Source organism: Streptomyces sp. NPDC039424 (genome assembly GCF_055639495.1).
In genome coordinates, this window is record NZ_JBVKAI010000008.1 from 277,714 (window position 1) to 302,454 (window position 24,741).

Consider the following 24,741-nt stretch of genomic DNA (forward strand, 5'->3'; position numbering starts at 1 on the left):
GGGTCAGACGTCGGGTTCGGCGACGTAGGTGAAGGACCCGACGGAGGTGCCGCCGGGGCTGGTGACAGTGATGTCGACGGTGCCCTCCAGGGCGCTGGGCGGGGACGTGGTGGTCAGCATGGTGTCGGAGACGACGCTGAAGGCGGCCGCGGTGCCGTTGAAGGTGACCTGCTCGGTGGCGGCCAGGCCGGTGCCGGTGAGGGTCACCTGGGTGCCGCCGGCCGTCGAACCCGTGCTGGGGCTGACTCCGGTGAGGGTGGAAGGGCCGACGTAGGTATAGAGAACGCCGCTGGCGCGCCCTCCGGGGGTGATCACGGTGACGGGGACCTCACCCGGTGCCGGGGAGTCGGCGCCGGCCGGTGTCCTGACGGTGAGCTGGGTGTCGGAGACCTCTTGGATGACGGCTCGGGTGGGCCCGAAGTACACATCGATGGCGCCGTCCAGGTTGCGGCCGGTGAGGACGATGCCCTGGTCGCTGCCGCCCGCGGGGCCCGCGGTGGGGCTGACGCCGGTGAGGGCGGGGAACGGCCGGTAGTAGAAGGTTCCGAGGGTGCCGGTGCCGCCGGGGGTGGTGACCGTCACGGGGACGGCACCGGATCCCGCGGGGGTCTTGACGGTCAGCGAGGTCGCGGTATTGGCGGTGATGACGCCCCGGGCGGTGCCGAAGTGCACGGCGCTCGCGTTGGCCAGGTGGTGCCCCGTAAGGGTCACGGTGGTGCCGCCGGCCGTGGATCCCTGGTCGGGAATCACGGTCGTTCCCATCACACCGACGGAGCCCGCGGCGTTGTTGGTCACATAGGCGTGTGTCCCGTCGGGGGTGACCGCGATGACGGTGGGCCCGTCTCCGAAGTCGATGTTCTCGACGACGGTGTGGGTCGCTGTGTCGATGACGCTCACCGTGTCCGGCTCGAAGTTCGCGACATACGCGTGGGAACTGTCGGGGCTCACCGCCACGAGGCGGGGCTGGGCGCTGACACCGACGGCGGCGGCCACGGCGTCGGTGGCGGTGTCGATCACGCTCACCGTGGAGTTGCCGACGTTGGTGACATAGACGTGGGCCCCGTCGGGCGCGGCTGCCACCAGAATGGGGTTCAGGCCGACGGGGATCGTCGTGCTCACGGTGTTCGTGGCGATGTCGATCACGCTCACCGCGTTCGTGAAGAGAGACGCGACATAGGCGCGCGTCCCGTCCGGGATGATGGCCAGACCGATCGGCGCGCCAGGGACCGGGACGGTGCCGGTGACGGTGTTCGTGGCAGTGTCGATGACGCTCACCGCGTTCGCGTCCTGCACGGACACATAGGCGCGCGTGCCGTCCGGGGTGAGCGCCACCACCGACGCTCCGACCCCGACGGCGATGTCCGTGACGATGGCGTTCGTGGCAGTGTCGATCACGCTGACCAGACCGTCGCCGTTGATGGTCACATACGCCCGGGTTCCGTCCGGACTGGTCGCCACGAAGACCGGACCGGCACCGGTGGGGATGGTGTGGGTGACGGTGTCGGTGGCGGTGTCGATCACACTCACCGTGTTCGAGCCCCGGTTGGCCACGTACGCGCGGGCCCCGTCGGGTGTGAGAGCGATGCCCTGGGGCCCGGCCCCCACCGGAATGGTGGCCCCTGCCACGAACGCGGCAGCGCTGAACGATAACGACGTCAAAGCGGTCATGACTCTCCCTGAGAAAGGCGGGGCAGGCTTAGTTGGTGAAATACCCTTTCCGGGGAAAGTCATAACTTTCGGCAAATAACCTCTGATTCTATGTCAATCCCATAATCCGAGAATCTGCAGGGCGAATAGGCGTTTGTCGGGCCGGTCGAAGCGTCACACCGCGCTTTGTGCTTTCCCGAGTTCGCGTCCGGTGATCATCTCGGTCTCGATGCGTACGAAGACGCCGTCGTGTACGGGCATCCAGGAGTGTGGGCCGGACTGAGAGAGGCGTGCGTGTTCGGCGGGGTCGGTCACGGTGGTGGCGCGGCCGGTGACGACGACGCTCCAGCCGGAGCGGGTCGCCGCGTCGAACTCGTCGGCCTCGAAGGCGACCACTACGCCGTCGATGGCGTTGACGAGGTCGGAGCCGGCGGAGGTGTGGAGCAGGACGGAGGCGTCGGTGTCCACGGAGAAGTTGACCGGGAGGACGGCGGGCAGCGCCTGCCGGGTGTAGACCACGCGGCCGACCGGCACCTTGGCCAGCAGGCGCAGGCTCTCCTGTCGGTCGAGTGCGCGGAAGGAGGCGTCGTTCTGGAACATCAGTCCATCGTCCCCGCGAGTGCCGGGTGGGGGTAGGGCCGACCGGCCCTACCCCCACGGGCGTGGCGCTCCTCGGCGGCAACACCCCGCGCAAGCCCCGTCAGGCGAGGGGGCGATGCCACGGCCGTTGCCCGCCACCAGCCGTGCCCGCGGCCCGTCGCTGCGGCTGCGGTCGCTCTCCCTCAGGCCGTGGACGGTCGAACGGCGCCCCGGCCCGGGGAATCCCGCGCACACGAGTGAGGGCGGCAAGTGAGGGCGGCAATCCAGGGGCGGGAAGACTCGCCGCACCGGCCGTGCCACGCCCGCTTCCCTGTCGCTGATCGGAATGACCTGTGCGAGACCCGCCTTTCCTCGGCGCCTGGAATCAGTCGCCGATGGACCCGATCACCGTGCAGAAGTTGCCGGTGTTCGACTCGGAGTCGCCGCCGAGGACGGGAGCGTGGACGCCGCCGCCCTCGAAGTCCTGCTGGCATTCAACCTGCTGCGGGTTGTCGACGCTGAAACCGAACGGGTCGTCGCGGTCGTGCCCGCCGTTGGCGCTGGCAACACCGCCGCCGACCATGGCCGCTATGGCCGTGACCTTCTTGAGCGGCCGGTGCGGGGTCGCACAGGCGGGCGCACGCTACGCTCGGGGCATGCGGATCGCCGTCTCCTCCGACATGGACGAACCCGTCGCCCGCCTCCTCGTCGAGGAGTTGCGTCGGCGCGGTCACGAGGTGCGGGCGCACGGTGCGCTGCGGGCCGGTGCGGATCCGCAGTGGGCGGTGTGTTCGGAGACGGCCGCACGGGAGGTGGCCGCCGGGGCGGCGGACCAGGCGGTCGTGTGCTGCTGGACCGGAACGGGCGCCTCTATCGCCGCGAACAAGGTGCCCGGCGTACGGGCCGCCCTGTGCACGGACGCGTACACGGCGGACGGCGCCCGGCGCTGGAACGACGCCAATGTGCTCGCGCTGGGTCTCCGGCTGACCTCCGAGGCGCTCCTGAAGGAGATCCTCGACGCCTGGTTCGGCGCCCGCCCCAGCGAGGATGCCGAGGACCGGGCGAACCTCGCCCATGTGGTGCGGATGGAGGGGAATCCCGTCACTCCCTGACGGGACCCATACGGGTGGACCGCGCTTCCGTGGCGCGTGTCAGTGGGCGCCGAGCCCGCCGCCGCCGAAGGAACCGCTCGACCCGCTGCTCCAGCGCGGCCGGTCCTTCGACTCGCTGGGCCTTGTGTCCTGGTTTCTCAGATCGTACGGGGTGAGGGGGCGGCCGCCCTTCGGTACCACGGGCACCTCCTCGGACTCCCGGTTCTCCCGGACCTCGTGCACGGCGCCGCCGGGTGGCAGGTGCGGCTGCTCCTCCGGGCGCGGACGGGGCGACTCGTTGTACCGGACGCGGGAGGTCAGCCAGAAGCCTCCAGCCAGTACCGCGAGCACGACCACGGCCACAAGGAAGAGGACAAGACTCATGAGGCCGCTCGCGGCGGCCAGCTGCATCGATGCGCTACTCATACCAGGTGAATACCCCTCCATAAAGGGGTGAACCGGACAGATTGCCTGATCTTGTCTTGACGGTGACGGCGCCGTCGGCGACGCGCCGCCCGGGTTTGACCCGGCGGGCCCCGGCTACCCGCCCGGTGTGACACCGACGACGACTTCCCAACAGGAGCTCTACCGGTTCCTGGAGGACCGCTTCGCGTGTGCGCAGGCGTGCACGGAGTGCGCCCGGGCGTGCGCGCTGCGCGCGAGCCTCCTGGACCCGGGCGGAACCGAGGAGCAGGAGAGGGCGCGGCGCCGGGGCATCATGTGCGCCGAGGTGTGCGACGCGACCTGTCGCGTGCTGTCCGAGCAGAACTGCCTGGACGAGACCGGTATCCGTGTCCAGCTGGAGCTGTGCCGAGCGGTCTGCCTGGAGTGCGCGCACGCCTTCGACGCGCAGCACGGCGCCGAGGAGAGCGCGGCGGCCTGCCGGGCGTGCGCGCGGGCCTGCACGGAGTTCATCGCGACGCTGCGCTGAGGGCCGGGTGGCCCGGTGACCCGTACGACTTCCCGGAGGCGATCCATTCCCAATTTCTGAAACACGTTCTACGGTGTGCGCCATCAGGACCGACCCGCCCCCGGGAGCCTGGAGGCCGCCGTGCACCTCGACCACACGCCCGAGCAGCAGCGGCTGCGCAGCGAACTGCGCGCCTACTTCGCCGACCTGGTGCCGGACAACGCCTACGCCCGCTACGCCGACCCCGCCACCCAGAAGCGCTTCTACCGCGAGACGATCCGCCGGCTCGGCACCGACGGCTGGCTCGGCGTGGGCTGGCCGAAGGAGTACGGCGGGCGCGGCATGACCGCCATGGAGCAGTTCATCTTCTTCGACGAGGCCGCGCAGGCCGGCGTCCCCCTGCCCCTCATGGCACTGAACACGGTCGGCCCGACGATCATGCGGTTCGGCACCGACGAGCAGAAGGCGTACTTCCTGCCGCGCGTCCTGTCCGGCGAGATCGACTTCGCCATCGGCTACAGCGAGCCCGACGCGGGCACGGACCTGGCGTCCCTGAAGACGCGCGCGGTACGGGACGGTGAGGCGTACGTCGTCAACGGGCAGAAGATCTGGACGACCAACGGCGACACCGCGGACTGGGTGTGGCTGGCCGTGCGCACCGACCCCGACGCCCCGCCGCACAAGGGCATCACCATGCTCCTGGTGCCGACCTCCGACCCCGGCTACTCCTGCACGGTCATCAACACCCTCGCCTCGCACGACACCACCGCCAGCTACTACGAGAACGTCCGCGTCCCCGTCTCCCGCCGCGTCGGGGCCGAGAACCAGGGCTGGCGGCTGATCACCAACCAGCTCAACCACGAACGCGTCACCCTCGCCGCCCACGGCACCATGGCGATCCGCGCCCTGCACGACGTCCAGCGCTGGGCGATGGAGACCAAGCTCGCCGACGGCCGTCGGGTGGCCGACCTCTCCTGGGTGCGCCGTCTGCTCGCCCGGACCCACACCCGCCTCGACGCCATGAAGCTCCTCAACTGGCAGATGGTCACCGCCGTCCAGGAGGGCACGCTGACTCCCCAGGACGCCTCCGCGGTCAAGGTCTACGGCTCCGAGGCCCGCCGGGACGCCTACGCCTGGCTCATGGAGATCCTCGCCGCCGCCGGGCCGCTGAAGGAGGGGTCGGCGGGCGCGGTCCTGCACGGCGAACTGGAACGCGGCTACCGCTCAGCGGTGATCTTCACCTTCGGCGGCGGCAACAACGAGATCCAGCGCGAGATCATCTCGTGGATCGGCCTGGGGATGCCACGGGTACGGCGCTGAAGCTGTTGTGCTCCGGGTGCTCACACGACCACGCGCCCGAGCCCGGACGGGCACGGCAGGCGGTGCGCAGCGCCCAGTCTGCGGCCTGCAACCGGTCAGGACGGGCGGGATGCTGCGCGAGCAGGGCGACGTCCACCAGGCTGCGCGCTGTGCATCGACGGGGCGGCACAGCGCCGGCGCCGCGCCCGAGCGCCTGACAGTCGAACCCGGGTGCGGGAGATGCTCAACTACCTTGCCGCCGCCCTGCCCGCCGATGTGGGAACTGACACCCGGTTGATCGCCCTGCAGTGCGCATGGACGGTATGTGCCCACCAGACTCCGCTCGCGAGTCGGCGCACCCTGGAAAGGGATGTCTCTTCGGTGGCCCGTGGCCGTCTACTGATCGGCCGGGGTTATGCGACGGCCCGTGAGGCTCGTGGGCCGGATCGACACCCACATCTCGCGTTCACCGCCCGCCCACGGTGTGGTGTGGGCGTGTCGGGCGAGCCTGCGCACGGCCTCGGGGTCGGTCACGACGCTCGCGCGGCCGACGGCGAGCACGCTCCAGCCCCGGCTCAGAGCCTCGTCGACGTGATCGACCTCGAAAGCGACGTCCGTTTCCGCGGCCGCCGCCGCCACGGAGTCGGGCGCGGTCCGGAAGACGATGGCTTCATCGATGACCTCGTAGTTGATCGGGACGACCGCCGGGCGGCCGTCGGACGTCGTCACCGCGATGCGCCCCACCCCATGCGTGGGCGCGAAACTGGAGGCCTGGGAGCGGGCCAAGGCCGAGGGCTCCCGCGCCGAGGAACTGATGTCGCTCCCGCGGTGTGCGCGCGCCCCGAGTGGACTGTGGTCGAGGCCGCTCGCCTCATGGAGGCCCAGCACGTCAAGCGGCTGCCCGTGGTGGACGAGGCGGACCGGCTCCTGGGCATCGTCAGCCGTGGTGACCCGCTACGGGTCTTCCTGCGCCGTGACGACGCCATCCGTGAGGAGATCACGGGGGACGTGTTGCGGCGCACCATGGGCCTCGAACCCCCGGATGTGACGGTCGAGGTGCGCGACGGGCGGGTCGCCCTCGGCGGTTCCGTGGAGTACAGGAGCCTGATCCCAGTCATCGAGCAGCTGTGCCGTGGTGTCGACGGCGTGCTCTCGGTCGCCGCTGACATCGCGTACCGAGCGGACGACGCCCGCCGTTCCTCCACCGGCACCTGACCAGGACCGCCGCCGCGGCTGCTGGGAGGCGCGAGGAAGCCCTGGTTCCATCGGCCTTCGGCTATGGGGCACGGCGCGTGATGCAGTACCGCGTGATTGATCAGGCCCAGTTGCAGACCTCGACGCACGAGGCGCGGGCGGGCACCGACCGACCAGAAGGTCCGCCCCTGATGCGGCTTCCAAGTGTCTGGCGTGCCGGTGCTTCGGTCTTCCAAACCGGGCATCCCGGTGCCTTGTCGACCAGGGCGGAGGCCGCGTCCTCATGCGCCACCTCGCTCGACAGCCGCACGGGGGTGGCGCCCTTTGTGGCACGTGCCGAGGCAGCGCTGATCACGTCGGAGGGTTCATGGTCCCCACCCGCCACGTGCAGGAGGCCCTGTCCACCGGGCCACCGACGGGGCCGAGAAGCGTGGGCCCACCCCGCGCCTGCTGCACGCGTGGCCGCTTCGTCGGCGACCGCGTCTACAAGGTCAAGAAGCAGGTTGATCTTGGGTTCCTGGACTGCACCACGGCATCGGCTCGCCAGGCCGCCTGCGGTCGGCGAGTTCCGCAGCCCTGAACGCGGACCCGGACGTGTGCGCCTGTGCGGAGGGGCTGCCCCATCAACCCGCATCGGCAGGGTTACGGTCGGGCGGGCTCGCGGCCCAGGCGACGGCGTCGTCGAGTTCGGCGTATCCGAACTGCCTTGCCTCGGCTTGGACGAAGTGGTTCGCGATGTGAGGCACGAGGCCGGCGAGCTTGCTGTCGGCCGCCAGCGCGACCCTCCTGACCTTGCGATGATGGTCGCGGACGAAACGTACATGCCGGAACAGGCTTCCGATGTTCTCCCAGCCCGGAAAGTCACGAGAGTGCACCACGACACCGGCCAGTTCGTCGTGGGTCTCGAGCCAGCTGTCGACGGTCTGTGCCAGCGCGTCGAAGTCCTGTGCGCGCAGGGGTTGTTCCACCTCGACCACCAGCACCTTGGACTCGGGCAGGAGCTGGTGGGACACGCCGGGTCCTTCAGGCAGCGAGACGAGCCAGCGCAGGGCCTCATCGCGTTCCTGGCCGCCGAAGACGCGTACCGGACAGGGCATCAGGAATCTCGCGAGCCGGGTCGACTCCCGGATCCAGCCGGTGTCGCTGACGACCGCGCATCCCTCGAACAGGCGCATGGCGCCGAGCCCGACCTTGAGGTCCTCCCACCCGGCTGCAGGGGTGAACGACCGGAACTCCGGGCCGGCTTCCCACAGGAGGCGGATGCGGCGGCCTTCCCTGCGCGCGTCGTCGATGAGCGGCTCGATCACCGCTCTGTAATCGTCCTTCGACACCGTTCCGATCGCCTTCACGGCGTCTACCCCTGGGGGCACGTCCTGGACTCTGTCGAGCATGCCGTTCCTCTCCCGGTGCCGTGCGATGTCGAGCCCCGGCCGACCCGGTCGGTCAGGGGGCTGCGCAGATGACTTCGACGAAATGGCCCACCTGATCCTCGGGGAGGTGACGTGCGAGGTCCGCCTCGCTGATCATGCCGACGAGGCGATGGTTGTCGATCACCGGCAGCCGGCGGATCTTGTGCTCCTCCATGGCCTGAAGGACCCGGCCCGCATCGGCGCCGGCGTCGATCGTGATCGGCTTGCCCTGCTCCAGCTGGCCGGCGGTCATGGTCCCGGGGTCCTTGCCCTTGGCGACACACTTCAGCACGATGTCACGATCCGTGATAATCCCGTGGAGCCGGTCGTCGGGGCCGCAGACCGGGAGAGCTCCGACGTCCAGTTCCTTCATCCTGCGCGCAGCAGCCTCCAGCGTCTCGTTCTCCTGGACGCAGGTCGCACCGGTGTGCATGATCTCTCGGGCAGTGGTCATGGCCATCTCCTTCAGGCGTCGCCGACGGCCGGGAGAGCCATGGAGCCTGGCCCGCCACGGCCGGTACTCCTCAAGACCAGTGTGGATTCATCACCCCCCGTGCGCACGCCGCGGAACAAACGGCCACGTCGCCGCCGGATGTGTCATGGATGCTCTGTGATCCGGCGGGGTTCACAGGGGCCGTCCAGCCGTCTTCTGGGTGCTGAGCCGGGGCGCAGCCATGCCCTGGATGTCGCGCTCCGCGGTCTCCAGCAGCTGGTGAGCGAGGTCGACCATGGCCCTGCCTGCCGCCAGTTCGTCGCCGATCTCCGGCACGTTCGCGTCCGCCGGATGGCAGTGCGCACGTCCGTGGGCGGTGAGCGCCGCGGTACTGGTGTCCAGCACGAGGTGCGCCTTCGTCGTTCCGTCGTCGTCTTCGAAGAGATGGAGACGTACCTTCCATTCAGCCGTGTGCGACATCGATTCCTCCTCACCTCGGTACGGACCGATGGGCTGGTCCCGTCCTTCGACCTGTCGACCAGGAACCGCGTGGCATCCGGCGGCGCGTCGAAAGGCCCAAGGTTGTGTGTGTGCTGCGAGGGCGCCGCGGCGGCGTCCGCCACGAGAGCCGTGACGGTGTTCGTCTCGATGGCTTGTGCGGTCATGGCGGCTTCCCTTCGCTACCGGGGGTGAAAACGACTCACACCCGTGTCGGAACGGCGATGACAGGACAGCGGGCGTGGTGCAGCACACCCTGGCTGACCGACCCCAGAAGCATGCCGGTGAAGCCTCCGCGCCCCCGGGTGCCCACCACCAGGCCCAGCGCGTGGGTCGAGGCCTCGGTGAGGATCTGCACGGGATGGCCGACGACAAGTTCGTGGCGCAGATCCACTTCCGGGTAGCGGGCCTGGCGGCCGGCCACTATTTCGGAGAGCAGCCGGCGGCACTCCTGCTGGGCCGCGTGTTCGTCGAAGATCCTCAACGGTCCGGGCTGCCAGACGTACTGGGCGCGCAGCTCCGCACCGCGCAGGGCGGCCTCCTCGAAGGCCAGGTCGACCGCGGCGGCCGAATGTTCACTGCCGTCGACGCCGACGACGTAGTACTCGGGCTCCTGGGTGACATGCTCCGGTTCCGGCACGACGACCACCGGGCAGTGGGCGTGCGCCATGACGGGCAGGGCTACGGACGCGGAGCTGTACACCTCCTGGGCCCGGCTCAGGTGCTGCGAGCCCAGCACTACGGCCGTGGCCTGGCGGCTCTGCTCGCGCAGCACCCACACGGGGTCGCCCTCGGCGAGCACGGCGTCCACCTCGACCTCGGGATGCCGGGCCGCGACGAAGTCCACGACGTCCGCGAGGACCTGCTTCCCGCCGCGGTGGAGCTGCTCGTTCCACTCCTCCCAGGACGGAGGGACCTCCCGTCCCCGGTAACCCCGGGTCGGTACGCCTTCGGCGCGGACCGGGCGCAGCGGAAGGTGTCGGCGGGCTGCCTCGTCGGCCGCCCAGGCCAGCGCCATCCGCCTGGTCGGGTCGGCCTCGATGCCGACGACGATCGGCCGCCGGTTACTCTGCGTGGACATGGTCGCCTCCAGCCTCCGGCCCACTGGGCGCCGAGAGCGCCTCGGGCGCCGCGTCTTCGTCGGTCCAGCGCACGTCGTAGTGCGGGCTGCCGTCGGGATGGTGGACACCGACGAGTTCACCATCTCGGGTCACGACGCCGGCCGTGGTGCCGCGTACGACGATCTCGTTGCCCGCGCGGGCGTACATCGGGGCGCCGCTCTCCCCGGGACCGGTTCTCGGCGCGGACCGGTTGCTGCGCCGTGACGGCGCGGGCGTGGTCATGATCGTCCTCCTGGCTGCGGTGGCGCGGAGAACACCGCCGCGATCCCATTGCAAGTCCCGGTTCGAACGAGGTGCCAGGGGCCATTGGTCCCGGGGCCAGGCCCGTCGGGCCCACCGTCGACGTGTGCTCGGCGTACGTACGAGCAGTGCGAGGCGCTGGGGGTGGCTCCCGAGAGCATCCGGCGCTCGATGTCCGCGCGCACCCTCGCGGTCAGCTCCTCCAAGGCCTGGGACCGGATGGCCCGGACCGGTACGGGGTCCTCGATCCGGCGTGCCGGGGCCGGCAGGTCGGCGATGTCCTCGCGGAACCGCTCGCGCGCGTGCTGCCAGTGGTCCGGCGGCCCCGTCCGCAGGCCGCCGCGCATCACCGTGTGCAGCAGGTGCCGTGCCGACTGCGGAGGTTCCTCACCGGCCAGGGCGATGACGTCCGGGTGTCCGGTGCGCCGGTGGATCTGCTTGCGGCCGGGGGCCGTGACTTTCGCCGAGGACAGTTTCATCACGGGGCGGCCGTCGTACTCCACGAGCTTGTACGCCGAGTCCAGGTAGGGGGCGTCCGCCGCCACACCCACGCGGGTGCCCACGGCGTACACGTCGATCGGGGCGTCGGCGCGCACCAGCCTGGCCACGCCGTACTCGTCGAGTCCGCCGCTGGCCACGATCCGCACGTCGGCCAGCCCGGCGGCGTCCAGAATGGCGCGTGACCGTCGCGCGAGGGCATCGAGGTCGCCGCTGTCCAGGCGGATTGGCCCATCGCGGGAGAGGGCCCCCGTCATGGCCCGGGAGCCGGGCCGTCCGAAGTCGCTGCCCGCCACCCACACGAACGATGCAATGAGTGCAGCCACCGCGGCGATCAGAACGGTGAGTGGCAGCCAGCGGCCGCGAAGCCGGTTCACCGGGGCCTCGGCCGGTGGGCGGCCAGGTGCTTGAGTGCCTCGTGGTAGGCGTCGGCATCGATCTCGCCGGAGGCGAGGCGGCGGTCGAGGATCTCTTCCGGCGTCTCTCTGGGGGCCCATCCGTGCTCCGTGCCTCCGCCGCGATCGGCGGGGCGCCGGGTGAGGTGGACCACCGCCCACACCACGAGCCCGATCAGCACGATCCACAGCAGCGGCATGAAGGCCATCCAGACCCAGCCGCCGTCCCAGTACATCACCGCAGCTCACCTCCCCAGGAGGCTTCCGGCTTCTCATTGTCCGTGCGTCCCCGGACCGGTGCCAGGGCCGTTCGGCCCTGCCGCAGGACCGAGAGGTGACGGGACGGCGAGCGCGTCGGGGCGGCACCACGGCTCCTCGTCCTGCGTGCGCCCGGTCGAGCCCCTCGGCGCTTGTACGCAGTCCCCCTTCTCGCCATGGTCGAGCGCGGCCATCGCCTGTTCGGTGTTGGTGTGGACGTGCGGCGGTGCCTCATGCGTGCGGCGGCGCCGTGGCTACTGAGGATGCCGTGAGCCGGGAGCCGTCGGCCGACCGGGGCAGGCTCAGGCGCCCAGGTGGATGAACGCTGCCCAGTGACGGGCCTCCGCGTAACAGCGTGTCGCGGGTGGACGGTCCTCGAAGAAGGCGACGGCCGCCTCGAGCCGGTCACGGTGCGGCGGGTCGTCCACCGCGTCCGCGAGGTACCGGCACCACCGGGCGAACTCGGCGGCGGTGGAGTCCCGCAGCCACAGCTGCGCGGACTGCAGGGCCCGGCCGGTGCCGTGGCCGAGCCCGGCGTGGAAACGGGTCGCCAGCAGCATGGTCGCCAGGTCGTCCACGTTCCACAGCGAGGCGATGACCTCGCTCGCCCCTGCCTGCAGCAGGCCGGAGGCCAGCCCGATGGCCTCGTCCGCGACGAACGTGTCGGTGGATGCGGTGCCGCAGGCCGAGGCGAAGACCAGGCGGACACCGCGGAAGGCGCGTTCCGCCATGATGCGGCGCAGCGGCAGACGGCTCCCCGCCGCGAGCACGAAGGCCGACTCCACGGGGTGCGCGGCATCGAAGACGCCGTGGCAGGCGAGGTGGACGTGGGTGGCCCCGCGCAGGTCCGCCTCGAAGACCTCCGGGGTGGCGTCCGCGCCGTGCCGCACCGTCGCGCGGGACCAGGAGCCCAGCGCGGCCGCGGCGGCCACCTCGACCGACGCGTAGCGCAGGTCCGCCGAGGGGTTGCCGACGGCCGCCAGGACCGGAGGGCCGGGCCGGGACGGGTGCCGACGGGCGAGGACGGCCGCCGACGGGGTGAAGGACACCCGGAAGTCGTCCACGAGACAGCGGCCGTCCGAGACCAGGGCGTGCAGCGGCCACCGGCCGACCTGTCCGCAGGCGACGAGTGTGACCTCCTCGGCCGCCAGCTCCCGCAGCCAGGCCGCGAGCGTGCGCGCGAGGTGCTCCTGCAGCGCGGGCACCGCCTCGTCCGCGGCGAGTTCCCGCCCGACGGCGGTGGTGCGGCTCGCCACGTCGAGGCCGCCCTCGCCGTCTCGCCGCACCAGCACCAGGTGGGCTGCCGCGTCGAACACGTACACATAGACCAGCGGACGGTGCGGGGCGACCGCCGCCGACAGTTCGCCGACGCCGGGCGGCTTGAGGAGCTCGGTCACCCCGCTCAGCCGCGCGAGCGCGGCGTCCCGTTCGGCGCGGGCCCGCGCTATCGCCCGCACCAGCGAGAGGTTCAGCCGCTCCACCTCGTGGGGACCGAGACCGGCGACCGGGACCGACCGTTCGGCGCTGCTCAGCGCGGCGAGCCGGTCGGCCGCCGCCCGGAAGGCGGCGAACGTCTCGGGATCCGCCTGCCGCGCCCGGTCGATCCCGTCATGCTCCTGCCCCAGGGCCTCGCCCAACTCCCTGGCACGGCTACGTTCGAGAAGCAGCACCGCGTCGAGCGTGCGGCCCGCCCGGAGCATGACGGTGACGATCTTCGTGAGATCGCGGGACACCGCTCGCTGCTCCATGTGGCGGCTCTCCCGCAGCAGTGCCTCCTGGTAGAGGCTCTCGTGCAGATCGGCCGCCCGCGCGCCGGCGTCGGCGGCGCCCGCCCAGTCCTGCCGTTCGCTCAGCAGCCCTACCTGGACCATCCAGGCCTTGTAGGCATCGCTGCGCCGTCCGTGCTCGGTCAGGACTCTGATCGTTTCCCGGAGGGACACCCGGTCGTCGGCGGGAGCCAGCTGGGCGAGGTTCAACCGCACCGTCGCCCAGTCCCGGGGGCTGTTCTCGAAGCTGAGGACCCGCAGGGCGGCGCGGAAGTGTTCGGCCGCGGCGGTGTGCTGCTCGGCCGGCCCCGACTGCATCCGCATGGCGCCGAGCCACGACTGCGTCAGCGCCCATTCCCAGGGCGAGTCCTCCTCCGTGAACACCTGGAGGCAGGACGTCAGATGGGTGATGGCCTGTCCCGGATCCGGCTGGGCCCGCACCTCGAAGTCGCCCAGGGCCACTCCCAGACCGAACTCGGCGTGCGCCCAGTCGTTGGGATGGTCCCGCAGGGTGAAGACGGACAGGGCCGACATGAACGCGTCGACCGCCAGCCGCTGGGTGGCCTCGACGTCCCTGCCCCGCATCATGCTGTACGCCACGCCCAGGGACGTCTGGGTCATGGCCCAGTCCACGGGCATCGTCTCCTTGGGCTGCGCCACGAGGCACGCCCGGTAGTGCTCGATGGCGCGCCACAGGTTCGCCTCCCGGCCCCCGGCGAGCCGTTCACGGTACAGACGCGCCAAGTTGTGGTGGATGTTCCCTCGTTCCACGGCGTGCCGGACCGGGTCCAGCAGCTCGAGGGCCTGGCGCCCCAAGCCGATCGCCTCCTCGAGGTTCGCCTCCGGGGCTCCGGTCGTCCGCTGGGGCAGCAGCAACGACAGCGAGCCGAGCACACGCGCCCGTGTTCCGGGATCCACGTCCGGGGGCAGGGCGGCCAGGCTGTCGCGGCACAGCGCGATGGCCCGGTCCACCTGCGAGGACTGGCTGCCCCTGCGGTCGTCCCGCACCAGGCGTGCGATGGCGCAGGCCAGGTACGGATGGATGTCGTGACCGGGTTCCACCTCACTGAGGCACTGCTCGAACAGCGCCATGGCTTTGCGCTCGTTCTCCGAGCGATCGCCGGCCCGGCGTCGGCTGTAGGCCATGCCGAGGTTGAACGTCAGCTCCAGCCGGACACGGGACGCGGGGCCGTCGGGCATGTCCAGCGCGGCGCGCAGGGCGGTGATGGCCTCGTCCGTCTCGATCTTCTCGTTGGTGTCCGCCTTGAGGATCTCGTCGGCGAGGGCGACGCACAGCATCACCCAGGCGTCACCCGCCGTTTCGTACGGATTCTGCCGGAGCGCCTCACGGATCCTGCTCACACGCTCCTCGCGGTCGGGAATGTCCGCCAGGCCGTCCACCCACTCGAAGAGGTCGAGCTCTTGCGGTGGACCCGGATCGCTGGGCACGGGGGCGTTCTCGTCGACCCACTCGTGCATCCTGCGGATCCTCCCCGCCAGGTCGATCGCCGTCTGCCGCCTGGGCCCGTCGGGCAGGGCACGGCAGCTCTCGTCGGCGAGCGCCGCGGCACGTGCCGCCACGTCCCGGGAGCCGGCCGGGTCCGTGGGCAGCAGGTTGACGAGTGCGACCGCCAGCGCCAGCCGGAACCAGGCGGTGTCCGAGGCGTCCGAGGCGTCCGACTCCACCAGCAGGCGCTCCAGCACGGTGACGTGCAGCCGCAGCAGGGCGTCGGGCTTGTCACCGGTGTGCCGCTCGACGCGCGCACTCACCCACAGGCACAACGCACGGGCGTCCACCCCGGGTGGCGGCGCGTCCACGAGGCCCCACATCGTGCGACACGCCGTCAGCAGGTCCTCGGCGTCCTGGCTGCGGCGGTACCGGCGTTCCTGCGCCTGGGCCAGGTTGTACCGGCACATGGCCCGCAGCTCGGGGCGCGCGGTGCCGGACAGCCGCACCGCGCTCTCCAGACACGTGAGCGCGCCCGCGAGATCGTCGATCCGGGCATCCGTGTCGTACCTCGCCAGACGTTCGGCACCCAGTTGGGTCAGCGCGTTCCACCGGGCGTCGGGCGGGAGGGCGTCGTAGCCGGGATGCGCCATGACGGCCTCCCAGGCCTCGATGGCGGGGTTCGGATCATCCCCCTGGGACAGCAGGAGGGCGCGTCGGAAGAGCTCGTTCAGCATGGGTCAGCCGCTTTCGGGTGGAGCGAAGGCCTGGTCGGCCCGGCGGGATCCGGCCGTGAGGTACGCGGTGAGGCGCTGGCCCGCGAGGTGCTCGGCGAGCGGGTTCTCCGGCAGCGGCCAGCGCAGGGAGGTGTACAACTGGCGCCGGTACAGGTCGAAGCAGGCCTCGACGAGTTCGGCGTACTGAGCGGCGGCGGACAGCAGGAAACCGCGGTAGGCCGTCACGGCGACCCCCAGGGACAGCGGGATCGCCCAGAGGGACCACACCGACCACACCGCGGACGCCACGGCACACACCCACACCTGGACGCCCAGGTACAGGGACCGGCGGGCGGCGACGACCTCGTTCCTGGCGGTGTCCGGCAGCAGGAACCACAGCCGGGGCCAGCAGACCACGGGATCCAGGCCGTAGTGCGCGCGCACCCGGTCCTCCGAGGCGCGCAGCAGGTTGCCCAGCCGGGTCGGCATTCTGCGGGCGGGATCCAGCGGAGCCGACCGCACCGCGCCGACCAGCCGCCCGCGCACCGCCAGTTCGTCGGCGTCCAGGTCGGAGGCCGGCCGGGCGGCCAGCAGGCGCAGGCGCTCGATGTCCCGCTCGGCGCTTCGGCTCAGCCGCTCACGCAGCAGACGCCTGAGGCTTCGGAAGGTTCCGTAGCCCTCCAGCAGACGTACGGCCAGCCGTGAGAGGAACTGCAGCAGCAGACCGGACAGCGTGAGCAGCACCAAAGAGGCCACCACGGCGAGGCCCTGCACCAGGGCGGGCAGCCCGGTCAGCCCGGCGGTCCAGGTGGTGGCGGCCCCGGTCCAGCCCTTCTCGCGGACCGTGCTCCACCCCGGGCCGTGCAGCCAGGCGAGCGCGCCCGCGCACCAGAAGAGACAGGCGGGCGAGAACAGCGCGGTCAGCCAGCGCTCGGCGAGCTTCCCGCCGAGCCCTTTCCAGAAGTCACCCAGCATGAGGCCGCCAACCGGCCGGGCGGAACTCCAGATCCGCGTGGCACCGCGGGCAGCGGTCCGGCGCGGTCACCGGGTCGCCCACGTCCAGCAGGGGCCACGCGTAATCACCGTGGGGGCACACGACACGGTCGAAGTCGGCGAAGGCGTCACCCGCCAACCCCTCGAACCCACCGGGCCCGGAGCGCTCGGCCCGGTCCCGCTCCTCGTCGTCCTCCGAAGGCCCCAACGACAGTCCCCCCGCCGCGCCGCTCATCTCTCCTTCACGACACTCCCCATACCGGGGCCGGTCCAGCCATGGAATCCGAACTCCCCCACTTCGCACCGAGATCGACCGGCAGAGTCCGGGTTCGATCGCCGAGGATCCTGTGTTGCCCCGGCCATTTACGGAAACGGCCGGTTCGATGTGTGCCATGGTGGTCTCACCGAAGCCTCCGGAGGTGACCCGTGAGCGCGGCCGACCCGGGACTGTTCACCCCGTCCTCCGTGACCTGGCAGATGCACGGCGACCCCATGATGTGGGTCGCCGGGATCCGGGCGCTCTACCTCCAGGCGCTGCACCCGCGCGCGGTGCGCGGTGTCATGCAGAACTCCGACTTCCGGCGGGACGCCTGGGGGCGGCTGATGCGCACCGCGCACTTCGTCGGGACGACGACGTACGGGACGACCGAGGCCGCCGAGCGGGCCGGTGCCCGGGTGCGGAAGATCCACCGGATGCTGACGGCGACGGACCCGGACACGGGAGAGCGGTACGGCGTCGACGAGCCGGAGCTGCTGCTGTGGGTGCACTGCGCGGAGATCGACTCCTACCTGCACGTGCTGCGCCGCTCGGGATTCCCCCTCACCGACGCCCAGGCCGACCGCTACATCGCCGAACACCTGGTCAGCGCACGCCTGGTGGGCCTCGACCCAGGGGCCGTGCCCGCCGACAGCACCGAGATGGCCGCCTACTTCGAGAAGGTGCGACCACACCTGGCGGCGGGAGCCGAGGCACGCGCGGTGGACGACTTCCTGCTCCGCCCCCCGACGCACCCCCTGCTGGTCCCGGTGCGCGAGGTGCTGTGGCGGCGCGTGGCGCATCTGGCGTACGCCTCTCTGCCGCCGTACGCCCACGAGCTGTACGGCAGACCGGCCCCCGCACCCGACACCGTCACCCGGCGGCTGCGCGCCACGGGCACCCTGCTGCGCGGCGTTCCCGCACGTCTGCGCTGGCAACTGCCGCCCAAACACGTCCTGCGCGCCATGGCGAGGCTCGGACCGGACGCGCGTCCGGCACCGTACAAAGTCGGGCGATAGACCGCCATACTGGACGGGCTGGGGGTTGTCACGGATCGGGCCGACTGCGCGCGGCCACACCTTGACGCCATCCCCAGGGGGAGGGCGGGGCGAGCAGCGACGGGGGCGACGGCGCGCGATGGCTGACACCAGGCTGATCCAGGGCCGGTACCGGCTGCTGGACCTGATCGGGCGGGGCGGGATGGGCGAGGTGTGGCGCGCCCGGGACGAGTCCCTCGGCCGGCATGTCGCCGTCAAGTGCCTCAAGCCGCTCGGCCCGCAGCACGACCAGGCCTTCACCCGCGTCCTCAGGGAGCGGTTCCGCCGCGAGGCCCGGGTGGCCGCCGCGCTCTCGCACCGCGGGGTGACCGTCGTCCACGACTTCGGCGAGTCCGGCGGCGTCCTCTACCTGGTGATGGAACTCCTCCAGGGCCGCAACCTCAGCCAGCTCCTGGAGGACAACAGGCATCATCCGCTGCCCGTCGCCGACGTGGTCGACGTCGCCGATCAGGTCGCCGCCGCCCTCGCCTACACCCACGAGCAGGGCATCGTGCACCGGGACCTGAAGCCGGCGAACATCGTGCGGCTGACCGACGGCACGGTGAAGATCTGCGACTTCGGCATCGCCCGCCTCGGCCACGACATCGGCTTCACCTCCCGGCTGACCGGCACCGGCATCGCCATGGGCACCCCGCACTACATGTCCCCGGAACAGATCGGCGGCGACGAGGTCGACCAGCGCAGCGACCTGTACTCGCTGGGCTGCGTGCTGTACGAGCTGGCCACCGGGGCGCCGCCGTTCGACCTCGACGACGCCTGGGCGATCCTGATCGGCCACCGGGACACCCCGCCCCGGCCGCCCCGCGGCCACCGCGCCGAGCTCCCCGTCTACCTGGAGAGGATCATCCTGGACCTGCTGGCCAAGCTGCCCGAGCAACGGCCCCGCGACGCGGGGGAGCTGGGCCGCCGGATCGCCGCGGGCCGCGCCGGGTACGTGCCGACGGTCGTCACCCCCCAGCCGCGGGTGTCCGAGCCGGTCTCCCGCGACACGCGCCTGCCGTCCTGGACCCGGGGCATGACCACCGGCCACAAGGCGGCCGGCGCCGGACTGTCCGGGCCGCCCGCCGACCCCGGGGCCGGGCTCACCGGCGAGTGGACCGCCCGCCCCGTCACCGTCCTCCCGCGGCTCCCTTCCGGCCCGCCCCCTCAGGCTGTCACCGCGCTCGCCGGGCGGCACCGGGCGGGCCTCGGCCTGGGCCGGCTCGGCCGCTGGGCCGAAGCGGGCGACGTGCACCGGACGGTCGCCGCCGAACGCGCGCGGCTGCTCGGCCCGGACCACCCCGACACCCTGGCCAGCCGCTACGAACTGGCCTTCACCCTCAGCCGCACCGGCCGCGCCGCCGACGCGCTGCGCGAGTACACCGAGGTCGCCGGGGCGAGAGAGCGGGTGCTGGGCCCCGACCACCCCGACACCCTCGCCGCCCGCCAGGAGGTGGCGTACGTGCTCGGCCAGCTCGGCCGCCACTTCGACGCCCACCAGGCGTACACGTCCGTCCTGACCGCCCGGGAACGCGTCATGGGCGCCGACCACCCCGACACGCTGCGCTGCCGTCACAACCTCGCCTTCAACCTCAGCAGGCTCGGCCGCCTCGACGACTCCTACCGCATGGCCCGCGAGGTGGCCGCCGCCCGCGCCCGGGTGCTCGGCCCCGACCACCCCGACACCCTGGTCACCCGGTACGAAGTCGCCTACGCCTTGGGCCAGTTGGGCCGCTGGGAGGAGGCCCTGCGGAACTATCGCGAGGTCGCCGAGGCACGCGCCGAGGCCCTCGGCCCCGACCACGCCGACACCCTCGCCGCCCGCTACGAGGTCGGCATCAGCCTCGGCCGCCTCGGCCACAGCGCCGAAGCCCTCCGCCTCTACCGCGACCTGATCGACGACCGCACCCGCGTCCAGGGCCCCGCCCACCCCGAGACCCTGCGCGCCCGGCACGGCCTCGGCGTCAACCTCGGCCGCCTCGGCCGCTGGGAGGAGGCCCTCGCCGAGTCCCGCGACGTGTGCGCCCTGCGTGAGCGTGTCCTCGGCCCCGACCACCCCGACACCCTGGTCAGCCGTCGCGAGGTCGCCGTCGGCCTCGGCTGGCTGGGCCGCTGGTCCGACGCGCTGACCGAGTACCACCGCGTCGCCGCCGCCCGCGAGCGCGTCCTCGGCCCCGACCACCCCGACACCCTCGCCAGCCGCAACGACGAGGCCCACTGCCTGGAACAACTCGGCCGCGGCGCGGAGGCGGTCGAGCTGTACCGACGGGTGGCGGTCCTGCGGCAGCAGCGGGCGTCCGGGGGACAGTGAGCGGACGCGGGGGACCGCGCGGTGAGCACCGAGAACAGGCCCTGCCCGCGCCGGTCCGCCTGACGGCGGTGAACCGCCCGTTCGAGTGCGGCGCCGGGGGTGTGGGTCAGCTCGGTCGGGCAGGCCTGGCGCAGGTTCGGGCGGTCCGGTGCGGCTCGGTCGCCGTGGCTGAGGCGGGGGCGACCCGGAACCGCCCGGCCTGGTGAGTCCGGTTCGGCGCATCGGGCCCGCCTCGACGCACCCCCGCGTGGAGCGCCCGGCACGCCTCTGGCCGTCGTAGATCATCACGTGTTACGAAGAACCCATGCCTGCACGCGAGGAACACCGCACCTACGACGCCGTCATCGTCGGAGGCGGCCACAACGGTCTGGTCGCCGCCGCCTACCTGGCCCGGGCCGGCCGCTCGGTGCTGGTGCTGGAGCGACTGGACCGCACGGGGGGCGCCGCCGTGTCCACGCGGCCGTTCGCCGGGGTCGACGCCCGGCTGTCGCGCTACTCCTACCTGGTCAGCCTGCTGCCGAAGAAGATCGTGCGCGACCTCGGCCTGAACTTCCGTGTCCGGGGGCGCGACATCTCGTCGTACACCCCCGTCGAGCGGGCCGGGCGCTCCACCGGACTGCTGGTCGGCGGCGGCGAGCGGCGCACCCGGGAGGCTTTCGCCCGGCTGACCGGCGGCACCCGCGAGTACGAGGCGTGGCAGCGCTTCTACGGCATGACCGGCCGGCTCGCCGGGCGGGTCTTCCCCACTCTCACCGAACCGCTGCCCACCCGCGAGGAGCTGCGCCGCCGCATCGACGACGAGTCCGCCTGGCGGGCGCTGTTCGAGGAGCCGATCGGAGCCGCGATCGAGGAGCGGTTCACCGACGACCTGGTGCGGGGCGTGGTCCTCACCGACGCCCTGATCGGCACCTTCGCCGACGCCCACGACGCCTCCCTGGCGCAGAACCGCTGTTTCCTCTACCACGTCATCGGCGGCGGCACCGGAGCCTGGGACGTCCCCGTCGGCGGCATGGGCGCCCTGACCGACGCGCTGTCCACCGCCGCGCACCAGGCGGGCGCGGTGCTCGCGACCGGGCACGAGGCGGTGCGCGTCGAGACCGACGGGCACTCCGCCGAGGTCACCTACCGCACGGCCGACGACGAGGGCACCGTCACCGCCCGGCACGTCCTCGTGGGCGCCTCCCCGCAGGAGCTCGCGGTCCTGACCGGCGACCCGGCCCCGACACCCGCCGAGGGCGCCCAGCTGAAGGTGAACATGCTGCTCAAGCGGCTGCCGAGGCTGCGCGACACCGACGTCGACCCGCGTGAGGCCTTCGCAGGCACCTTCCACATCGCCGAGGGCTACGAACAACTGTCCACCGCGCACGCCCAGGCCGCGTCCGGTGAACTCCCCGCGGCGCCGCCCTCGGAGATCTACTGCCACTCCCTCACCGACCCCACCATCCTCGGCCGCGAACTGGTCGAACGGGGCTACCAGACGCTCACCCTCTTCGGCCTGCACACGCCCGCCCGGCTCTTCGCCCGGGACAACGACGCCGTACGCGACGAACTCCTGAAGTCGACCCTCGCGCAGCTCGACGCCCACCTCGCCGAGCCCCTCGCCGACTGCCTGGCGACCGACGCCGACGGCCGGCCCTGTATCGAGGCGAAGACCCCGCTGGACCTGGAGCGCGACCTGCGCCTGCCCGGCGGCAACATCTTCCACCGCGCCCTCGCCTGGCCGTACGCCCAGGAAGACACCGGCCGCTGGGGCGTGGAGACGCGGCACGCCAACGTCCTGCTGTGCGGGGCCGGCGCGGCGCGCGGGGGAGGGGTGAGCGGGGTGCCCGGGCACAACGCGGCGATGGCGGTGCTGGAGCGGGACTGACGAGAGTCCGGCCAGAAAATCTGACGGAGCATCAGAAAGGGCCTTCCGTCCTCCGGGGGACTGCGGCATCCTGCGCCCCATGCAGACGGAGCTGAGCAAGAAACTGGGAGTCGAGCACGCCGTCTTCGGCTTCACGCCGTTCCCCGCCGTCGCCGCGGCCATCAGCCGGGCCGGCGGCTTCGGAGTGCTCGGCGCGGTCCGCTACACCGCCCCCGACGACCTCAAGCGCGACCTCGACTGGATCGAGGCACACGTCGGGGGCAGGCCCTACGGGCTGGACGTCGTCATGCCCGCCAAGAAGGTCGAGGGCGTGAGCGAGGCCGACGTCGAGGCGATGATCCCCGAGGGCCACCGGCAGTTCGTCACGGACACCCTCGCCAAGTACGGCGTGCCCGAACTCGCCGAGGGCGAGGCGTCCGGCTGGCGTATCACCGGCTGGATGGAGCAGGTCGCCCGCACCCAGCTCGACGTCGCCTTCGACTACCCGATCAGACTGCTGGCCAACGCCCTCGGCTCGCCTCCGGCCGATGTCGTCGCCCGCGCCCACGACCAGGACGTCCTGGTCGCCGCGCTCGCGGGCAGCGCCCGGCACGCCCGCAAGCACCGGGACGCGGGGATCGACATCGTCGTGGCGCAGGGCTACGAGGCGGGCGGCCACACCGGCGAGATCGCCTCCATGGTGCTCACACCCGAGGTGGTCGAGGCCGTGGCCCCGCTGCCCGTGCTGGCCGCGGGCGGCATCGGCAGCGGCCGGCAGGCGGCGGCCGCACTGGCCCTCGGCGCCCAGGGTGTGTGGCTGGGCTCCATATGGCTGACCACCACAGAAGCGGATCTCCACTCACCCGCCCTGACCCGCAAGCTCCTTGCGGCCGGGTCCGGCGACACCGTGCGCTCCCGCGCCCTGACCGGAAAGCCCGCACGCCAGCTCCGTACCGAATGGACCGACGCCTGGGACGACCCGGCCGGCCCCGGCACCCTGCCCATGCCGTTGCAGGGTCTGCTGGTCGCCGAGGCGGTCTCCCGCATCCAGAAGTACGAGGTCGACCCGCTGCTCGGCACCCCCGTCGGCCAGATCGTCGGCCGGATGAACAGCGAACGCGGCGTACAGGCCGTCTTCGACGACCTCACCCGCGGCTTCGAGCAGGCCGTCGACCGTCTCAACCGCATCGCCGGAAGGAGCGGCCAGTCATGAGCACACCCCCCACCGGCTTCTGGGCCCAGGCCACCGCCGACCCCGACCGCACGGTCCTCATCGCCCCCGACGGCACGCACTGGAGCGCCGGGCGCCTGCACGCCGCCGCCAACCGCCTCGTCCACGGCCTGCGCGCGGCCGGCCTGGAGCGCGGCGACGCCTTCGCGGTCGTCCTGCCCAACGGAGTCGAGTTCTTCACCGCGTACCTGGCCGCCACCCAGGCCGGGTTCTACCTCGTCCCCGTCAACCACCATCTCGTCGGACCCGAGATCGCCTGGATCGTCTCCGACTCCGGCGCCAAGGTGCTCGTCGCCCACGAGCGGTTCGCCGCCGCCGCCCGCCACGCCGCCGACGAGGCCGGCCTGCCCGCCACGCACCGGTACGCGGTCGGGGCGGTCGAGGGCTTCCGTCCGTACGGCGAACTCCTCGACGGACAACCGGAGTCGGCGCCCGCGGACCGCGAGCTCGGCTGGGTCATGAACTACACCTCGGGTACGACCGGACGCCCCCGCGGCATCCGCCGCCCGCTGCCCGGCAAGCTGCCCGAGGAGGCCTACCTCGGCGGCTTCCTCGGCATCTTCGGCGTCAAGCCGTTCGGCGGCAACGTACATCTCGTCTGCTCGCCGCTCTATCACACCGCCGTGCTGCAGTTCGCGGGGGCGTCCCTGCACATCGGGCACCGCCTGGTGCTGATGGACAAGTGGACGCCCGAGGAGATGCTCCGCCTCATCGACGCACACAAGTGCACCCACACCCATATGGTCCCCACCCAGTTCCACCGGCTGCTGGCCCTCCCCGGGGACGTACGGGCCCGGTACGACGTCTCCTCCATGCGCCACGCCATCCACGGCGCCGCCCCCTGCCCCGACCACGTCAAGCGGGCCATGATCGACTGGTGGGGCGACTGTGTGGAGGAGTACTACGCGGCCAGCGAGGGCGGTGGTGCCTTCGCCACCGCCGAGGACTGGCTGAAGAAGCCCGGCACGGTCGGCAGGGCCTGGCCGATCAGCGAACTCGCCGTCTTCGACGACGACGGCAACCGCCTCCCGCCCGGCGCGCTCGGCACCGTGTACATGAAGATGAGCACCGGCGGTTTCGCGTACCACAAGGACGAGGCCAAGACCCGCAAGAACCGCATCGGCGACTTCTTCACCGTCGGCGACCTCGGCTACCTCGACGAGGACGGCTACCTGTTCCTCCGCGACCGCAAGATCGACATGATCATCTCGGGCGGGGTCAACATCTACCCGGCCGAGATCGAGTCCGTGCTGCTCGCCCACCCGGCCGTCGCCGACGCCGCCGCCTTCGGCATCCCGCACGACGACTGGGGAGAGGAGGTCAAGGCGGTCGTCGAACCGGCCCCCGGCCACGAGCCCGGCCCCGCCCTCGCCGCGGGCCTCCTCGAACACTGCGCCGAGCGGCTCGCGGGCTACAAGCGCCCCAAGAGCGTCGACTTCATCACCGAGATGCCCCGCGACCCCAACGGCAAGCTGTACAAGCGGCGACTGCGCGACCCGTACTGGGAGGGCCGCACGCGACCCGTATGACCGCTGTCACGCCGGACGCCTGTGATCCGCCCCGGTC

General features: G+C 71.9%; 21 protein-coding genes and 3 pseudogenes. 9 read left to right on the top strand and 15 right to left on the bottom strand.

Going from position 1 to position 24,741, the window contains the following annotated elements:
• Positions 1 to 3: 3 nt before the first annotated feature.
• The 3 genes from ACZ7L0_RS22380 to ACZ7L0_RS22390 form a co-directional block, all read right to left on the bottom strand.
• Positions 4 to 1,668 carry an IPT/TIG domain-containing protein gene (locus ACZ7L0_RS22380; protein WP_471244254.1) on the bottom strand — a complete coding sequence of 555 codons (1,665 nt, stop codon included), beginning with the start codon at positions 1,666 to 1,668 and terminating at the stop codon, positions 4 to 6.
• A 153-nt stretch (positions 1,669 to 1,821) separates the two neighbouring features.
• The gene (locus ACZ7L0_RS22385; protein WP_471244255.1) at positions 1,822 to 2,247 is read right to left on the bottom strand and encodes a pyridoxamine 5'-phosphate oxidase family protein; all 426 of its coding nucleotides are present in this window, start codon (positions 2,245 to 2,247) and stop codon (positions 1,822 to 1,824) included.
• A 364-nt stretch (positions 2,248 to 2,611) separates the two neighbouring features.
• Positions 2,612 to 2,809, bottom strand: a complete 198-nt coding sequence (locus ACZ7L0_RS22390) for a hypothetical protein (RefSeq protein ID WP_471244256.1) — start codon at positions 2,807 to 2,809, stop codon at positions 2,612 to 2,614.
• Positions 2,810 to 2,882: 73 nt separating this feature from the next.
• Here ACZ7L0_RS22390 and ACZ7L0_RS22395 point away from each other — a divergent pair, with 73 nt between their 5' ends.
• Positions 2,883 to 3,338 carry an RpiB/LacA/LacB family sugar-phosphate isomerase gene (locus ACZ7L0_RS22395; protein WP_471244257.1) on the top strand — a complete coding sequence of 152 codons (456 nt, stop codon included), beginning with the start codon at positions 2,883 to 2,885 and terminating at the stop codon, positions 3,336 to 3,338.
• Between the two features lie 39 nt (positions 3,339 to 3,377).
• On the opposite strand, the gene ACZ7L0_RS22400 is transcribed toward ACZ7L0_RS22395, so the two are convergent.
• Positions 3,378 to 3,743, bottom strand: a complete 366-nt coding sequence (locus ACZ7L0_RS22400) for a DUF6479 family protein (RefSeq protein ID WP_471244258.1) — start codon at positions 3,741 to 3,743, stop codon at positions 3,378 to 3,380.
• Positions 3,744 to 3,870: 127 nt separating this feature from the next.
• Between ACZ7L0_RS22400 and ACZ7L0_RS22405 the strand changes: the two genes are divergently transcribed.
• Both ACZ7L0_RS22405 and ACZ7L0_RS22410 read left to right on the top strand, forming a co-directional pair.
• On the top strand, positions 3,871 to 4,248 hold the full coding sequence (locus ACZ7L0_RS22405) for a four-helix bundle copper-binding protein (protein WP_471244259.1): 378 nt from the start codon (positions 3,871 to 3,873) through the stop codon (positions 4,246 to 4,248).
• A gap of 120 nt (positions 4,249 to 4,368) precedes the next feature.
• A complete protein-coding gene (locus ACZ7L0_RS22410; protein ID WP_471244326.1) occupies positions 4,369 to 5,547 on the top strand; it encodes an acyl-CoA dehydrogenase family protein in 1,179 nt (392 codons plus the stop codon).
• 375 nt (positions 5,548 to 5,922) lie between these two features.
• Here the strand turns inward: ACZ7L0_RS22410 and ACZ7L0_RS22415 are convergent.
• A pseudogene (locus tag ACZ7L0_RS22415) lies at positions 5,923 to 6,279 on the bottom strand (pyridoxamine 5'-phosphate oxidase family protein); the annotation flags it as partial.
• Between the two features lie 10 nt (positions 6,280 to 6,289).
• On the opposite strand from ACZ7L0_RS22415, the pseudogene ACZ7L0_RS22420 reads away from it, so the two are divergent.
• Positions 6,290 to 6,741: pseudogene (locus ACZ7L0_RS22420) on the top strand (CBS domain-containing protein); the annotation flags it as partial.
• A gap of 602 nt (positions 6,742 to 7,343) precedes the next feature.
• Here ACZ7L0_RS22420 and ACZ7L0_RS22425 read toward each other — a convergent pair.
• The 10 genes and pseudogenes from ACZ7L0_RS22425 to ACZ7L0_RS22470 form a co-directional block, all read right to left on the bottom strand.
• Complete coding sequence (locus ACZ7L0_RS22425; protein ID WP_471244260.1) at positions 7,344 to 8,111, bottom strand: SpoIIAA family protein; 768 nt, start codon at positions 8,109 to 8,111, stop codon at positions 7,344 to 7,346.
• 52 nt (positions 8,112 to 8,163) lie between these two features.
• On the bottom strand, positions 8,164 to 8,583 hold the full coding sequence (locus ACZ7L0_RS22430) for a CBS domain-containing protein (protein WP_471244261.1): 420 nt from the start codon (positions 8,581 to 8,583) through the stop codon (positions 8,164 to 8,166).
• Between the two features lie 171 nt (positions 8,584 to 8,754).
• Entirely contained in the window at positions 8,755 to 9,042 is a 288-nt protein-coding gene (locus ACZ7L0_RS22435; protein ID WP_471244262.1) for a DUF1876 domain-containing protein, read from the bottom strand.
• 220 nt (positions 9,043 to 9,262) lie between these two features.
• The gene (locus ACZ7L0_RS22440) at positions 9,263 to 10,141 is read right to left on the bottom strand and encodes a universal stress protein (RefSeq protein WP_471244263.1); all 879 of its coding nucleotides are present in this window, start codon (positions 10,139 to 10,141) and stop codon (positions 9,263 to 9,265) included.
• A complete protein-coding gene (locus tag ACZ7L0_RS22445) occupies positions 10,125 to 10,403 on the bottom strand; it encodes a DUF1918 domain-containing protein (protein ID WP_471244264.1) in 279 nt (92 codons plus the stop codon). The genes ACZ7L0_RS22440 and ACZ7L0_RS22445 overlap by 17 nt, the downstream gene beginning before the upstream one ends.
• Positions 10,404 to 10,570: 167 nt before the next feature.
• Positions 10,571 to 11,146 (bottom strand): annotated as a pseudogene (locus ACZ7L0_RS22450) (beta/alpha barrel domain-containing protein); the annotation flags it as partial.
• A gap of 146 nt (positions 11,147 to 11,292) precedes the next feature.
• Positions 11,293 to 11,553, bottom strand: coding sequence for an SHOCT domain-containing protein (locus tag ACZ7L0_RS22455; RefSeq protein ID WP_471244265.1), 261 nt, complete (start codon positions 11,551 to 11,553; stop codon positions 11,293 to 11,295).
• 321 nt (positions 11,554 to 11,874) lie between these two features.
• On the bottom strand, positions 11,875 to 15,522 hold the full coding sequence (locus ACZ7L0_RS22460) for a CHAT domain-containing protein (protein WP_471244266.1): 3,648 nt from the start codon (positions 15,520 to 15,522) through the stop codon (positions 11,875 to 11,877).
• 3 nt (positions 15,523 to 15,525) lie between these two features.
• Positions 15,526 to 16,476, bottom strand: a complete 951-nt coding sequence (locus ACZ7L0_RS22465) for a hypothetical protein (RefSeq protein ID WP_471244267.1) — start codon at positions 16,474 to 16,476, stop codon at positions 15,526 to 15,528.
• Positions 16,466 to 16,729 (bottom strand): hypothetical protein, encoded by a 264-nt coding sequence (locus ACZ7L0_RS22470; RefSeq protein WP_471244268.1) that lies wholly within the window; start codon positions 16,727 to 16,729, stop codon positions 16,466 to 16,468. Before ACZ7L0_RS22470 ends, ACZ7L0_RS22465 begins: the two co-directional genes overlap by 11 nt.
• A 242-nt stretch (positions 16,730 to 16,971) precedes the next feature.
• Here ACZ7L0_RS22470 and ACZ7L0_RS22475 point away from each other — a divergent pair, with 242 nt between their 5' ends.
• From ACZ7L0_RS22475 to ACZ7L0_RS22495, 5 genes are all read left to right on the top strand, one after another.
• Complete coding sequence (locus ACZ7L0_RS22475; RefSeq protein ID WP_471244327.1) at positions 16,972 to 17,769, top strand: oxygenase MpaB family protein; 798 nt, start codon at positions 16,972 to 16,974, stop codon at positions 17,767 to 17,769.
• A 118-nt stretch (positions 17,770 to 17,887) separates the two neighbouring features.
• Positions 17,888 to 20,098 carry a serine/threonine-protein kinase gene (locus tag ACZ7L0_RS22480; RefSeq protein ID WP_471244269.1) on the top strand — a complete coding sequence of 737 codons (2,211 nt, stop codon included), beginning with the start codon at positions 17,888 to 17,890 and terminating at the stop codon, positions 20,096 to 20,098.
• Between the two features lie 304 nt (positions 20,099 to 20,402).
• Entirely contained in the window at positions 20,403 to 21,965 is a 1,563-nt protein-coding gene (locus ACZ7L0_RS22485; RefSeq protein WP_471244270.1) for a phytoene desaturase family protein, read from the top strand.
• Positions 21,966 to 22,044: 79 nt separating this feature from the next.
• The gene (locus ACZ7L0_RS22490; RefSeq protein WP_471244271.1) at positions 22,045 to 23,157 is read left to right on the top strand and encodes a nitronate monooxygenase; all 1,113 of its coding nucleotides are present in this window, start codon (positions 22,045 to 22,047) and stop codon (positions 23,155 to 23,157) included.
• Entirely contained in the window at positions 23,154 to 24,704 is a 1,551-nt protein-coding gene (locus tag ACZ7L0_RS22495; protein ID WP_471244272.1) for an acyl-CoA synthetase, read from the top strand. Before ACZ7L0_RS22490 ends, ACZ7L0_RS22495 begins: the two co-directional genes overlap by 4 nt.
• Positions 24,705 to 24,741: the final 37 nt, after the last annotated feature.